Origin of the sequence: Prauserella flavalba, from assembly GCF_003202235.1 — a bacterium.
Lineage (GTDB): Bacteria > Actinomycetota > Actinomycetes > Mycobacteriales > Pseudonocardiaceae > Prauserella_A > Prauserella_A flavalba.
In genome coordinates this window covers 931,148-944,370 of record NZ_MASU01000005.1, presented here as the reverse complement: position 1 = coordinate 944,370, position 13,223 = coordinate 931,148, and the positions used below count along the sequence as shown (strand labels likewise).

At 72.9% G+C, this 13,223-nt stretch carries 16 protein-coding genes; 11 read left to right on the top strand and 5 right to left on the bottom strand.

Annotation, left to right across the window (positions count from 1 at the left end; genetic code table 11):
• Positions 1-2: 2 nt before the first annotated feature.
• From BA062_RS11925 to BA062_RS11910, 4 genes are read right to left on the bottom strand one after another with little or no spacing between them, the layout of a single operon-like run.
• Entirely contained in the window at positions 3-263 is a 261-nt protein-coding gene (locus tag BA062_RS11925; RefSeq protein ID WP_110336105.1) for an Ada metal-binding domain-containing protein, read from the bottom strand.
• A gap of 3 nt (positions 264-266) precedes the next feature.
• Positions 267-998: a 2OG-Fe(II) oxygenase gene (locus tag BA062_RS11920; RefSeq protein ID WP_245959783.1), complete on the bottom strand. Its 732-nt coding sequence runs from the start codon at positions 996-998 to the stop codon at positions 267-269.
• On the bottom strand, positions 995-1,612 hold the full coding sequence (locus tag BA062_RS11915; RefSeq protein WP_110336103.1) for a methylated-DNA--[protein]-cysteine S-methyltransferase: 618 nt from the start codon (positions 1,610-1,612) through the stop codon (positions 995-997). Before BA062_RS11915 ends, BA062_RS11920 begins: the two co-directional genes overlap by 4 nt.
• Positions 1,609-2,106 carry an RNA polymerase sigma factor gene (locus BA062_RS11910; RefSeq protein WP_110336102.1) on the bottom strand — a complete coding sequence of 166 codons (498 nt, stop codon included), beginning with the start codon at positions 2,104-2,106 and terminating at the stop codon, positions 1,609-1,611. The genes BA062_RS11915 and BA062_RS11910 overlap by 4 nt, the downstream gene beginning before the upstream one ends.
• Before the next feature lie 152 nt (positions 2,107-2,258).
• Here BA062_RS11910 and BA062_RS11905 point away from each other — a divergent pair, with 152 nt between their 5' ends.
• From BA062_RS11905 to BA062_RS11895, 3 genes are read left to right on the top strand one after another with little or no spacing between them, the layout of a single operon-like run.
• Complete coding sequence (locus BA062_RS11905) at positions 2,259-3,167, top strand: SPFH domain-containing protein (RefSeq protein ID WP_110336101.1); 909 nt, start codon at positions 2,259-2,261, stop codon at positions 3,165-3,167.
• A gap of 5 nt (positions 3,168-3,172) precedes the next feature.
• Positions 3,173-3,394 carry a type II toxin-antitoxin system antitoxin gene (locus BA062_RS11900; protein WP_110336100.1) on the top strand — a complete coding sequence of 74 codons (222 nt, stop codon included), beginning with the start codon at positions 3,173-3,175 and terminating at the stop codon, positions 3,392-3,394.
• Positions 3,384-4,028, top strand: coding sequence for a GOLPH3/VPS74 family protein (locus tag BA062_RS11895; RefSeq protein WP_245959782.1), 645 nt, complete (start codon positions 3,384-3,386; stop codon positions 4,026-4,028). Before BA062_RS11900 ends, BA062_RS11895 begins: the two co-directional genes overlap by 11 nt.
• A 4-nt stretch (positions 4,029-4,032) precedes the next feature.
• On the opposite strand, the gene BA062_RS11890 is transcribed toward BA062_RS11895, so the two are convergent.
• Positions 4,033-4,524, bottom strand: coding sequence for a DinB family protein (locus BA062_RS11890; protein WP_110336098.1), 492 nt, complete (start codon positions 4,522-4,524; stop codon positions 4,033-4,035).
• A gap of 71 nt (positions 4,525-4,595) precedes the next feature.
• On the opposite strand from BA062_RS11890, the gene BA062_RS11885 reads away from it, so the two are divergent.
• From BA062_RS11885 to BA062_RS11845, 8 genes are all read left to right on the top strand, one after another.
• Positions 4,596-5,186 carry a helix-turn-helix domain-containing protein gene (locus BA062_RS11885; RefSeq protein WP_110336097.1) on the top strand — a complete coding sequence of 197 codons (591 nt, stop codon included), beginning with the start codon at positions 4,596-4,598 and terminating at the stop codon, positions 5,184-5,186.
• A 53-nt stretch (positions 5,187-5,239) separates the two neighbouring features.
• Positions 5,240-6,772, top strand: a complete 1,533-nt coding sequence (locus tag BA062_RS40495; protein WP_245959781.1) for an SDR family oxidoreductase — start codon at positions 5,240-5,242, stop codon at positions 6,770-6,772.
• Positions 6,773-6,870: 98 nt separating this feature from the next.
• On the top strand, positions 6,871-7,863 hold the full coding sequence (locus BA062_RS11870; RefSeq protein ID WP_110336096.1) for a substrate-binding domain-containing protein: 993 nt from the start codon (positions 6,871-6,873) through the stop codon (positions 7,861-7,863).
• Positions 7,864-7,913: 50 nt separating this feature from the next.
• The gene (locus tag BA062_RS11865; RefSeq protein WP_110336095.1) at positions 7,914-9,425 is read left to right on the top strand and encodes a sugar ABC transporter ATP-binding protein; all 1,512 of its coding nucleotides are present in this window, start codon (positions 7,914-7,916) and stop codon (positions 9,423-9,425) included.
• Between the two features lie 21 nt (positions 9,426-9,446).
• Positions 9,447-10,451 (top strand): ABC transporter permease, encoded by a 1,005-nt coding sequence (locus BA062_RS11860; RefSeq protein ID WP_110336094.1) that lies wholly within the window; start codon positions 9,447-9,449, stop codon positions 10,449-10,451.
• A complete protein-coding gene (locus BA062_RS11855) occupies positions 10,451-11,539 on the top strand; it encodes a zinc-dependent alcohol dehydrogenase family protein (protein WP_110336093.1) in 1,089 nt (362 codons plus the stop codon). The genes BA062_RS11860 and BA062_RS11855 overlap by 1 nt, the downstream gene beginning before the upstream one ends.
• Positions 11,536-12,462 carry a DUF4380 domain-containing protein gene (locus BA062_RS11850; protein WP_168213929.1) on the top strand — a complete coding sequence of 309 codons (927 nt, stop codon included), beginning with the start codon at positions 11,536-11,538 and terminating at the stop codon, positions 12,460-12,462. Before BA062_RS11855 ends, BA062_RS11850 begins: the two co-directional genes overlap by 4 nt.
• Complete coding sequence (locus tag BA062_RS11845) at positions 12,450-13,199, top strand: SDR family NAD(P)-dependent oxidoreductase (protein ID WP_110336091.1); 750 nt, start codon at positions 12,450-12,452, stop codon at positions 13,197-13,199. The genes BA062_RS11850 and BA062_RS11845 overlap by 13 nt, the downstream gene beginning before the upstream one ends.
• Positions 13,200-13,223: the final 24 nt, after the last annotated feature.

Sequence of the window (13,223 nt, the reverse complement as noted above, 5' to 3'; positions counted from 1 at the left end):
CCTTACTCCCGCGGAGACCGGCGCCACGCCTGGTAGCCCTGCGGCAGGCAGACCGCGCACGGCCGGTACCCCGCGCTGATGGCGGTGAGCTCGTCGGCGAAGAACACCCGCTGCGCCACGTAGCCGCCACCGGCGATCGCCCGCAGCGCGGAGGGGCAGTCGAGGCGGCCGTAGCTCCGCCTCGTCCGGTAGCCGCCGAGCCGCCCGGGCCGCTCGCTCTCGTACGGCATCCCGTCGGTGCCGATCAGTGTGTAGGCGGACATGGCTCACGTCGCGTCGTGGAAGACGAGGCCGAGGGTGTGCCTGCGGCCGGACCGGACCGCGGACACGCCGTGCCGTACCGGGGAGGCCGACCAGCCGCGGGCCGAGCGCACCGGGCGGTCCCTGGTGGTGAAGACCAGGCCGTGCCCCTGCGGGATCGACGTCGCGGTGCCGCGCGACTGCGCGCGGGGCCGCTGCTCGACGAGCAGGAACTCGCCGCCGATGTGGTCGGCGCCGGGGTCGTTGAGGTTCACCACGACCTGCAGCGGGAACACCTTGTCGCCGTAGAGGTCGCGGTGCAGCGCGTTCCAGCCGCCCTGCTCGTAGCGCAGGAGAATCGGCGTCGGCCTGGTCTGGCCCGCCGCATGGCACACGCGGAGCCATCCGGCGAGCGAGTCCGGCCATTCGGCGTCCCTGCCGAGCCGCGCGGCCCAGTCCCGCGCGATGGGCAGCAGCCGCGGGTACAGCTCCTCGCGCAGCCGGTGTACCGGCTCGGGGAACGGTTCGGCGAAGTAGCGGTAGTCGCCGTGGTCGCCGAAGCGGTGCCTGCGCAGGTTCACCGTCGCGCGGAACCGCTCGGGCTCGTCCCACAGCGCCACGATCGCGGCGCATTCGGAGGGGGTGAGCAGCCGGGGCAGCAGTGCGCAGCCGTACTCGTCGACCTCGTCGGCGACCGCCGCCCAGTCGGCCGAGGCGACGCGCTTGGCGAAGCGGTCCACAGTGGATCGGGTGGTCATGCCGCGGCCTCCAGGTTCAGCAGGGTCAGCTTGGCCTGCTCGCCACCGACGTAGCCGCCGGAGGAACCGTCCGAACGCACCACGCGGTGGCAGGGCACCACCACGGGGAGGGGGTTGGTGGCGCACGCGGTGCCCACGGCCCGGACGGCCCTGGGGCTGCCCGCGGCGGCGGCGAGCTGCGCGTAGCTTGCGGTGTGGCCGTAGCCGATGTCTGGCAGGTGGGTGAGCACCGCGCGGCGGAACCCCTTGGCCAGGCGGAAGTCCAGCGGTAGCTCGAACGTCCTGCGGGAGCGGGCGAAGTACTCCTCCAGCTGGCGCGCCACGGGGTCGAGCCGGGCGGGTGCGCGCAGCACGCGCGGGCTGACGGCGTCGGCCAGCTTCGCCAGCACGGCGTCGTGGTCCTCGCGGTCGTAGGCCACGCGCACCAGGCCCTCGCCGGTCGCGGCGAGCAGCAGGGTCCCGACGGGGGAGTCGACGGTGCGGTAGGCGATGTCGAGCAGGCCGTCGCGTTCCGCGGCGGCGGCGAGCCGCTCGCGGAGGCGGCCGAGCGCCGGGTCGTCGGTGCCGGTCAGCGCGCCGAAGAGGTCTGTGGCACTGTCGGGTCCGGTGGTCATGGTCTCGCTCCTTCCACACTCGAGGTGGGGCGGTAGGTGGCGCGCAGGGCGCGGATGCCGTCGGCGGCCGCCCGGCGCGCGGCGTCGGTGGTGCCGCCGGTGAGCTCGGCGATGTCGCGGTAGGGCAGTCCCGCCAGGTAGTGGTAGGCGACGGCCATCCGCTGGCGGTCCGGGAGGCGGGCGAGCGCGGCCCAGAGGTCACCGTCCCAGTCCTGCGGCAGCCCGGAGGCGCTCGGCCGGTCCGGCACCTCGCCGACCGGGACGGCCCGCCGCGCCCGCGCGCGGGTGACGTCGATGGCCTTGCGGTGGGCGATCGTGACGAGCCACGCCTCGACGTTGGCGCCCTCGGGCAGGTCCGGATAGGCGCGCAGGGCGGCGAGGAACGTCTCCGACCACGCGTCCTCCGCGTCGGCCGGACCGAGTACCGCCCGGCACACCCGCAGGACCACCGGTCCGTACTCGTCGACGATCCGCTCGAAAGGTCTCACGCTCACCTCCCGTAGACGCCGCGGCGGGCCGGAACGTGAGATCCCGGCGTGCAGGCCCTCATTGTGGCCCTCCCGCGCAGGTCAAAAATGTGATATCACTATGATAGTGCTCGACGGGTCGCCCGGACGGGGTTCAGGAGGGGAAAGGGGCAGCTGCGATGACGATCACCGAGACGGCTGTGGAGATGCCGGCGCCGAGGACCAGGGAGCGGCAGGCGCGGGCGCTGCCCGGCTTCGCGATGCTGGGTGTGGGAACCGTGCTCGTGCTGGGTGGCGGTGCGCTCGTCATCGTGGCCGCCACACAGGGCAACCCGCTCCTGGTGGTGCTGGGGGCGGTGCTGGCCGTGGTGGGCGGGGTGCTGCTCGCCGGGCTCACGCCGGTCGCGCCCGGTGAGGCGAGGGTCGTGCAGCTGCTCGGCCGCTACACCGGCACCGTGCGGGTCGACGGGCTGCAGTGGGTCAACCCCTTCACCGTGCGCCGCCGCGTGTCCACCAGGATCCGCAACCACGAGACCGACGTCGCCAAGGTCAACGACGCCGACGGCAATCCGATCGAGATCGCCGCGGTGGTGGTGTGGCAGGTCGAGGACACCGCGCAGGCACTGTTCGAAGTGGACGACTTCGTCGAGTTCGTCGCCATCCAGACCGAGACGGCCGTGCGTCACATCGCCAACGCCTACCCGTACGACATCCACGACGGGCACGGTCTCTCGCTGCGCGACAACGCCGACGAGATCACCGAGAAGCTGTCGGAGGAGATCGGCGCACGCGTGGCGTCGGCGGGCGTGCGGGTGATCGAGTCGCGCATCACGCACCTCGCCTACGCGCCGGAGATCGCGCAGGCCATGCTGCGCCGCCAGCAGGCGGGCGCCGTGGTGGCCGCGCGGCAGCGGATCGTGGAGGGCGCCGTCGGGATGGTGGAGATGGCGCTGGAGAAGCTCGCCGCGCACGACGTTGTCGAGCTCGACGAGGAACGCAAGGCGGCCATGGTGAGCAACCTGCTCGTCGTGCTCGTGGGCGACCGGGACGCCCAGCCGGTCGTCAACTCCGGGACGCTCTACCAGTAGCCACCGTGGCGGAACGCAAGAAGCTGCTGCTGCGGCTCGATCCCGTGGTGCACGACGCGCTCGCGCGCTGGGCGGGCGACGAGTTGCGCAGTACCAACGCGCAGATCGAGTTCCTGCTGCGCAAGGCGCTCGCGGACGCCGGAAGGCTGCCCAGCGGGGTCGGCAGGATCAGGTCGCCGGGGCGGCCGCGAAAGTCCACAACGGAGGGAGACGGTGATGATGACTGAGGTGCGGTCGACCCTGCCGGCCAAGGCGTTGCTGCTCGCCTACGACCGGCGCAAGCAGCGGCTCACCGGCACGGGACAGCTCGGTCACCTCATGCGGGCCGCCGCGCTCGCTGAGCTGATGCTGCGGGGGTACCTGACCGACGACGGCGGCAAGGCGCATCCGGTGAGCGCGCCGCCGGGGCCCGAGGACTCGGTGCTGCGGTACGTGTGGGACCAGATCGAGCGCGACCCGCCGCGCACGTGGCGGCGCTGGGTCGCGAAAGACCGTGCGCGGACGATGGAGCTCGCCCGCGAGGAGCTGGTGCGGGCCCACGTGTTCAGGGCGGAGCCGCGCCGTGTCCTCGGCCTGTTCCCGACCGTGCGGCTGACGCTGCGCCAGCCGCTGGTCGCGAAACGCCTGAGCGAGCAGGTGGGCAGGGCGGTGCGCGGCAGCCAGCCCGCGTCGCGCGTGACCCCGGAGGTCGGCGTGCTCGCCGCGCTCGCCTCGGCGGGACAGCTGAAGCTCGTGCTCTCCGGCAAGGACCGCAAGCGGCACAAGGCCAGGCTGGGTCAGCTCGGCTCCCCGGTGGAGCCGGTGGTGACAGCGCTGCAGAGGGCCGTCTCGGCGCAGAACGGCGCGCACTCCGGCGGGTGAGGACTCAGCGTCCGGTGGAGCCGTCGAGGAGCTCCCGCAGGATGTCGGCGTGTCCCGCGTGCCGTGCGGTCTCCTCGATCAGATGGGCCAGCGTCCAGCGCCGCGACGGCGCCGCCCTGCCGCGCCTCGCGGGGCGGGGACCAGGCTCGGTGAGGTCGTCCCACCTCGCGATCCGCTCGTTCGCCTCGGCGTTGGTCCGCCGGTAGGCGGCCAGGACGGAGTCGGCGGTGTCGTCCTGGGCGGCGTGGAACGTGGCCTGCCAGTCGGTGACGTCCTCGCCAAGCAGCCAGTGCCGCTCCACGAAGGTGAGATGCCGGACCAGCCCGAGCAGGTTCGTTCCCGACGGCACTCCGGGAGCACGGGCCTGGGTGCCGGGCACCCCCTCGGCGTTGGCCGCGACGGCGGCACGGAGGTAGTCGAGAAAACCGGTGAGCACGGCCTTCTCTCCCGGCCCGGCCGACGGCGGCCCGATGTCGCGTTTCCGCCTCGCGCTCATCGGAATCCTTCCTGCTCGGTGGAGCACCACTGTGGCGCGCACGTCGTGAGACCGCACGAAAACTTGCCGGGATGGCAAAATCGGGCGTCGCGGCGGAGGAGACGGATCCCGTGCTGGACGCGGTCGGCCCCCGCTTGCGCGCCCTGCGCAAGCGGCGCGGCCTGACGCTGGCCCAGCTGTCGGCGGCCACCGGCACCTCCGAGAGCACCCTGTCCCGGCTGGAAAGCGGCGGACGGCGCCCGACACTGGAACTGCTGCTGCCGCTGGCCCGGGTGTACGGGGTGCCACTCGACGACCTCGTCGGTGCGACTCGCACGGGGGATCCGCGGGTTCACCTGCGGCCGATCCACCGTCACGGCATGACGTTCCTCCCGCTCACCCGCCGCGCCGGTGGACTGCAGGCGTTCAAGCTGTTGATCCCGGGCCGTGCGGAACCCGCGGAAGCGGCACCGCAGACCCACGGCGGCTACGAATGGGTGTACGTCCTCGACGGTCGGCTGCGGCTCCTGGTCGGCGACCGCGACCTCGTGCTGCGGCCCGGCGAGACCGCCGAGTTCGACACCGCGTTGCCGCACTGGCTCGGGACGGCCGACGGCCATGCCGTCGAGACACTCGTCCTGTTCGGTCCGCAGGGCGAACGGGCGCACGTGCACAGGCGGTAGCGCCAGTCGGCTGACAGATGCCCGGCCGCCGCCCACTGCCTAGCGTCGCCGTCATGAGCGAACGCAGGACGATCCTGGTGACGGGGGCGACCGGCATCGTCGGTCGCGAGGTGGCATTGCGGCTCGCGCGGCGGGGCGCCAGGGTACGGGCGCTCACGCGCCGCCCCGAGAGCGCGCGCCTGCCGTCGGGCATCGAGGTGGTCCGGGGCAGCCAGGCGGACCTGGCGGGACTCGACGGCGCCGACGCGGTGTTCCTGATGTGGCCGAGGCTCGGCGAGCTGACCGCGGCGAAGGAGGCGGTCGCACGGATCGCCGCGCACGCCGGGCACGTCGTGTTCCTGTCCTCGGCGGCCGTGCGCGACGGCGTCTCGCGCTACGACGACGTGATCGGCCAGGCACACCACGATCTCGAGCGGCTGATCCGCGACTCCGGGGTGCGCTGGACCTTCCTGCGGCCCGCGGCGTTCGCCACCAACCTCCTCGGCTGGGCGGAGCAGACGCGCACGGGCGAGGTGGTGCGCGGCGCGTTCGGCGATGTGCCCGTGACCCTGCTCGACGAACGCGACCTCGCCGACGTCGCCGTGGCCGCCCTGCTGGACGAGGGCCACGCGAACGTGGTCCACGAGCTGACCGGTCCCGAGCTGCTGACCCCGGCCGAGCAGGTCGCGCGGATCGGCCGCCGCATCACGAAACCCCTGCGCTGGGAGGAACTTCCGGAGCCGCAGTGGCGGGAGCGGCAACGCGCCGAGGGCTACACCGACGCCGATCTCGACTCGCTGCGCAGCGCCTACGCCGCGATGCGTGAGCACCCGGCTCCGGTGCTCGGCACCGTCGAGCGCGTCATCGGGCACCCGGCGCGGACGTTCGCCGAGTGGCTGGACCGGCACGCCGCGGAGTTCACCGATCCGCTGCCCGCGGTCGGCCGTGAGGACGCCGGTGTCGTCCTGCTGAGCACGTGGACGCTCGACACGCCGGAACGGCAGCGGGCGGCGGCGGACGCCGCGGCCGAGGCGTGGAGCGGCATGCCGTGGCCGGACGGGCTGCTGTCCTACAGCCTGTTGCTCGGCACCGACGGGCGGACGATCCTGCACTACTCGCAGTGGACCGGCGAGGACGCCGCCGCGCGCTTCCGCGAGAGCGACCCTCCCGCGCGCGTGCGGGGGATCGACGACGCCGTGCCCGGGATCGAACGCAGCGGGGTCACGAGCTACCGGGGCTACCGCTCCGTGGTGCCCGACCCCGGAATGCGGGCCGGGTGCGTGGTGCTCGTGTCGTTCGCGACCGACAGCGGGCGCACCGCGCGGTACTTCGTGGACACGCTGCTCGACGAGTACCACCCGGCCCGCCGCCCGCAGGCCGGGTCGGTGCCGGGCATGGCGAGCAACCACTTCCACGTCGCCGTCGACGGCACGAGCGTCGTCAACTACGCCGAGTTCCGCGACGAGGCCGCCCATCAGTCGGTGGTGGACTCCCGGCTGCGTGCCGACGACCCGGTGCCCGCGTTCATCGCGGCGACCCCGGGGCTGACGCCGCTGGGGTTCCGGCGTTACCTGCCGTACCGGCAACTCACGCCACCGAAGGATTAATTATTAATTAATGTTGACTTCGCGGTGCCTCGCGAGCAAGACTGTCGGCACGGCCCCCGCTCTGGGGCTGCCGAACCGCGAGGATCGAGGAGAACTAGATGGGCGCAACGAGGCGTCGTGGCCGGGCAGGCCTGGCGCTGGCGGCGGTGGTGCTGCTCGGCATGGTCGCCGCCTGCGGCGGCAAGGTCGGCGAGAACGGCCGGTTCGGCGTCGTCTACATGGACGCACAGGGCTTCTACGCCGGAGTCCGCGTCGGCATGCAGCAGGAGGCGGAGGCGCTCGGCCGCTCGCCGCAGCTGCTCCAGCTCAACGCGCAGGGCGACGCCTCCAAGGAGAGCACGTTCATCGACCAGGTCAGCGCCGCGAAGGTCGACGCGCTGATCCTCTCGCCCGCCTCGGCCACGGCCTCGGTGCCCGCCATCGAGCTCGCGCACGAGAGCGGCATCCCGGTGATCTGCTACAACACGTGCATCGCCGAGGAGGCCGCCCGGCAGTACGTGTCCGCTTACGTACTCGGTGACCCCGTGCGCTTCGGCAGTCTCCTCGGGGAGCGGGCCGCCGAGTACTTCCTCTCGGTCGGCAACCGGGAGCCCAAGATCGCCGTGGTGAACTGCGAGTTCGTCGAGGTCTGCATCGACCGGCGGCACGGCTTCGAACAGGCCCTGCACGCCAAGCTGCCCGGCGCGAAGATCGTCGCCAACCAGGAGGGCGCGACGATCGACGAGGCCGTGGACGTCGCCGAGCGCATCCTCACCGCCAACCCGGACCTGGACGCCTTCTACGGCGAGGCGGGCGGCGCGACGATGGGCGCGGTCCGCGCCGTACAGGCCCGCGGCAAGGTCGGCCAGACCGTCGTCTTCGGCAGTGACATGTCCACCGAGGCCGCACAGGCACTCGCCGCCCAGGACGTGCTCAAGGGCGTCGTGGACATCTCCGGCATCGCCGTCGGCAAGCTCGCCGCCCGCTCGGCCGACCAGGTCCGCACCGGCGAGCTCACCGACTACACCGTCGTGCCCGCGCCGATCGACCTGTACTCCACGCCCGAGGACGGCTCCGCCTGGCTGCGCGCGCACCCGGACGGTGTGCCGTGACCGACCCCGCGCAGGTGCAGGACCGGAACCGAACCAGTGAAGGAGAAGCAGTGGCTGCCGAGGTCGCCAGCGGCTCGACCGTGATCGTGGTCGACGGCGTCACCAAGCACTACCCGGGCGTGCGCGCGCTCACCGACGCCCACCTGTCCATCCGCGCCGGGGAGGTCCGGGCACTGCTCGGCCGCAACGGCGCGGGGAAGTCCACCCTCATCCGCGTACTGTCCGGAGTGGAGCGTCCCGACACCGGAACCGTCACCGTCGCGGGGGAGAAGCTCGGCGACGGCGGCGTGCGCAGGGCGGCGGAGCTCGGCATCAACACCGTGCACCAGGAGCTGAGCCTGGTGTCCGAGCTGAGCGTCGCCGAGAACCTCTACCTCGGCCGCTGGCCGCGCAAGGGCGGCGCCGTCGACTACGCCGAGATGCGCTCCGGCGCCGCCGAGGTCTTCGCCCGGCTCGGCCTCGACATCGACCCCGCCGCGCCCGTCGGCTCGCTGTCGCTCGCGAGCAGGCAGCTCGTGGAGATCTGCCGCGCCGTGCGGGAGCAACCGAGGCTGCTCATCCTCGACGAGCCCACCAGCGCGCTCGCCGCCGCCGAGGTGGACGTGGTGCTCGAGACCGTCACCCGCATCGCCTCGGCCGGGGTCGCCGTGCTCTACGTCAGCCACCGGCTCGAGGAGATCCGCCGCATCGCCCACAGCGCCACCGTGATGCGCGACGGGCGGATCGTCGACACCGTCGATGTCGGCGACGCCGACACGGCCACCATCGTCTCGCTCATGCTCGGCGACACCGCGAAGGCCGCCGAGCGCCCGCCCGAGCGCGACGTGGACCGCGATGGCACGCCACTGCTGTCGGTGCGCGGGCTCGCCGTGCCGCCGAAGGTGCTCGACGTGTCGTTCGACCTCCACGCGGGCGAGGTGCTCGGCATCGGCGGGCTCATGGGCTCCGGCCGCACGGAGGTGCTGCGCGCGCTCGCCGGGTTCGATCCCGCCGCGAACGGCACGATCAGCGTCGACGGCACCGAGATCGCCCACCCCACCCCGGCCGCCATGAAACGCCTCGGCGTCGGGATGACCCCCGAGGATCGGAAGGACGAGGGAGTCGTGCCGCTGCTCGGCGTGGACGAGAACCTCGTGCTCTCCAAGTTCTCCGCCGTCAGCTCCGGGCCCACCGTGCGGCCAGGTCTGGTGCGCAGGGCCGCCGACCGGCTCATCGGGCGGCTGTCGATCGCGACGGCCTCCGCGCGCACGCCGATCGTGAACCTCAGCGGCGGCAACCAGCAGAAGGCCGTGATCGGCCGCTGGCTCCACGCCGGCAGCCGCATCCTGCTGCTCGACGAGCCGACCCGCGGCGTCGACGTCCACGCCAAGGCCGAGATCTACCGGCTCGTGCGCGAACTCGCCGAAGCCGGGGCCGCGATCGTCTTCGTCTCGGGCGAGCTGGAGGAGCTGCCCCTCGTCTGCGACCGGGTACTGACCCTGCGGGACGGGCGCGTCGCCGCGGAGCTGACCGGGCCCGAGCTGACCACCGATTCCGTGCTCTCCGCCGCGATGGCGGCCTGACCCCTCGACCAAGGAACCACCATGACAGCTACCCAGACCACGCCGCAGCAGCGCCGCGGCCGCGTGGGCAGGCCCTTCGCGGGCCGTTCGCTCAACGAGATCGGCCTGATCGCCGCGATCGTCGTGCTCTACGTCGTCCTCGGCAGCACGGCGGCGGGCTTCCTGAGCCTCGACAACCAGCTCGGCATGCTGCGCGACGCGGCCACCGTCGGCATCGCCGCGTGGGGCGTCACCCTCGTGATCATCGCGGGCGAGATCGACATCAGCATCGGCCCCGCCGTCGCCTTCTCCTCGGTCCTCGTCGCCAAGGGCGCCGCCGAATGGGGCCTCGGCATCCCGCTGGCCGTCCTGCTCACCCTCGTCGCGGGCGCCGCGTGGGGAGCGCTCGCGGGCTGGCTGCGGGCCCGCTTCGACGTGCCCTCGTTCATCGCCACGCTCGGCATCTGGAGCGCGCTCGGCGGCCTCGGGCTGTACCTCACCGACGCGCTCCCGGTGGTGCTGCCCGAGAGCGGGCTCATGGACACCCTCGGCGGCTCGATCCTCGGCATCCCGACGCCCGCGATCGTCATGGTGGTGCTGTTCTTCGTCTTCGCCTACATCGCCCGCTACACCGGCTACGGCCGCTCCGTGTACGCCGTCGGCGGCAACGCCCCGGCCGCCAGGATGGCCGGCATCAACCTGTCCAGGGTGCGGGTGCTGCTGTTCGCCACCACCGGCCTGCTGTCGGCCATCACCGGCGTGCTGCTGGCCGCTCGTCTCGGTTCCGGCAACGGCGGCGCCGCCTCCGGCCTGGAGTTCGACGTGATCGCCGCCGTGGTGATCGGCGGCACCGCGCTCGCCGGCGGGCGCGGCACGATGCTGGGCACACTGCTCGGCGTCGGCTTCATCACCGTGATCAGCAACGGGCTCGTGCTGCTCGGGGTGAACTCGTTCCTGCAGAACGTGGTGCGCGGTGTGATCATCGTGGCCGCCGTACTGGTCAACGTGATCATCACCAAGCGGGCGCGCGCGACGAGGGAGACCTGATGAGCCTCAAGCACGACATGACCGGGGTGTACCTGCCCGGCGACTCCACCGCGGTCCTGCGCGAGCTCGCCGTGCCGGAGCCGGGGCCGGGACAGGTGCTGATCGAGGTCGGCGCCTCCGGCATCTGCGGCTCCGACATCGGCTACATCTACCACGAGCACAAGGGACACCGCGGCGTCGACGGCCCCGCCTACCGCGGCGTGGTCGCCGGGCACGAGCCCTCGGGCCGGATCGTCGCGACGGGACCGGGCTGCCGTCGCTTCGGCAGCGGCGACCGCGTGATCGTCTACCACATCGCCGGGTGCGGGCTGTGCGACAACTGCCGCCGTGGCTACTTCATCAGCTGCACCTCACCGCAGCGCGAGTCCTACGGCTGGCAGCGCGACGGCGGGCACGCCCACTACCTGCTCGCCGAGGAGTCCACCTGCGTGCCGCTGCCCGACGAGCTGTCCTATGTGGATGGCGCGCTGATCGCGTGCGGCTTCGGCACCGCCTACGAGGGCCTGCGCCGCATCGGCGTCAACGGCGACGGCGACCTGCTCGTCGTCGGTCTCGGCCCGGTGGGGCTCGCCGCCGGCATGATCGGCAAGGGCATGGGCGCCCGGCGCGTCGTCGGCGTCGAGGTGTCGCCGCAGCGGCGGGAGTGGGCCGACGGGCTCGGCGTGTTCGACGCGACGCTCGCCCCCGAACCGGACGCGGAGGCCACCGCGGGGCTCGTCGCCGACGCGCTCGGCGCACCGGGAGCGCTGACCGCCATCGACTGCTCCGGCTCCCGGGCGGGCCGGTCCACGGCCATCGCCGGCGCCGACGAATGGGGCCGCGTGTCGCTCGTCGGCGAGGGCGGCACCCTGGAGACCGAGGTGTCGGACTCCCTGCTGCACAAGCAGCTCACGCTCTACGCCTCGTGGGTCACGTCGCTGCCCGCGATGGCGGAGCTGGCCGGGAACCTCGCCCGCTGGGGCCTGCGCCCCGAGCACGTCGTCAGCGACCGGTTCCCGCTCGCCGAGGCCGACGAGGCGTACCAGCTCGCCGCCGGGGCCAGCAAGGGCAAGGTCGTATTGCTGCCCTCGGAGGAGCCGGGCTCGTGATCACATGGCAGGAGGGCGATCCCCGCGTGGTGTGGCTCTCCAACGGGAGGCTGCGTCTCGGCATCGTGCCCGCGCTCGGCGGCAGGCTGCTGTCACTGTCCGGTGAGGACGGCCGGGAGCTTTTGTGGCGCAACACCGAGCTGCTCACCGCCGACCTGCGCTTCACGGAAGGACACGTCCACCGGGCGGTGTCGGGCAGCCTCGGCGACTGGGTCAACTACGGCGGCGACAAGACGTGGCCCGCCCCGCAGGGCTGGGACCGCGACGACCAGTGGGCAGGCCCGCCCGACCCGGTACTCGACTCCGGCGCCTACACCGCGACGACCGAGGAACACGACGGTACCGCGGCGGTGACGCTCACCAGCGGCGACGACCCGCGAACCGGTCTGCGGCTCACCCGGCGGTTCGACCTGCGCCGCGACGAGAACGCCTACCGGCTCACCCTCTCGGCCCGCAACACCTCTGACCGCGACGTTCGCTGGGCACTGTGGAACGTCACGCAGCTCGCCGCCGACGGCGAGGGCGGCACGTACGTCGGGGGCGCGGAGCGCGTGACCCGCCTGCTCGCCGGCACCGGCTACCCGGAGTGGGAGCAGCGCGGCGACGCGACGTTCGTGCCGCACCAGGACGTGGTGGGCAAGCTCGGCTTCCCCGCCGCGACCGGCTGGCTCTCCCACACCGCCGACGGCACCACCCTCACGCAGCGGTTCGCCGTCGACCCGCACGCCGAGTACCCGGACCAGGGCTCGCGCGTGGAGGTGTGGCTGGAACACCCGCTGCCCGAACCGCTCGCGGAGCTGGGCGATCTGGACCCGCCCGCCCGCATCGTCGAAGGCGAGGTGCTGGGCCCGCTCACCACCCTGCGGCCGGGCCAGGAGACCGCGCTGACGATCGACGTGGAGGTGCGCACATGCCCGGCCTGAACGGCAAGGTCGCCGTCGTCACCGGTGGCGCGCAAGGGATCGGCGCCGCGACCGCCGAACGGCTCGCCGCCGACGGCGCCGCCGTCGCGGTACTCGACGTCGCCGACACCCGGCCGGTGGTCGACCGGATCACCGGCGAGGGCGGCACGGCGATCGGCGTGCCCGGCGACGTCACCTCCGAGGCCGCGTGGGCACACGCCCTCGACCGCTGCCACGCCGAACTCGGCCCGGTGGACGTCCTCGTCAGCAATGCCTACACCGTCGATGTCCGGCCCGCGCACGAGACGAGCGTGGTGTCGTGGGAGCGGCAGCTGTCGGTGAACCTCACCGGCACGTTCCTCGGGTTCACCGCGTGCCTGCCCGACCTGTCCCGCGACCGGAACGGGTCCGTGGTGCTCACCTCGTCGGTGCACGCGCTCGTCGGCCTGCCCGGACGGCCCGCCTACGCCGCCAGCAAGGCCGGGCTCACCGGGCTTGCCCGCCAGCTCGCCGTGGAGTACGGCACCGTGCTGCGGGTCAACTCCGTGCTGCCGGGGCCGGTGCTCACGGCGGCGTGGGACGGCATCGGTGAGGCCGACCGGCGCCTGTCCGCGGAGCAGACCGCCGTGAAAAGGTTGGGGGAACCGGCCGAGGTCGCGGCCGCCATCGCCTTTCTGGCCAGTGACGACGCCTCGTTCATCACCGGCGCCGCGCTGACCGTGGACGGCGGCTGGAGCGTGTACAAGACCTCGTCGTGACGGGGTGTCGAGCAATGGGGAGGA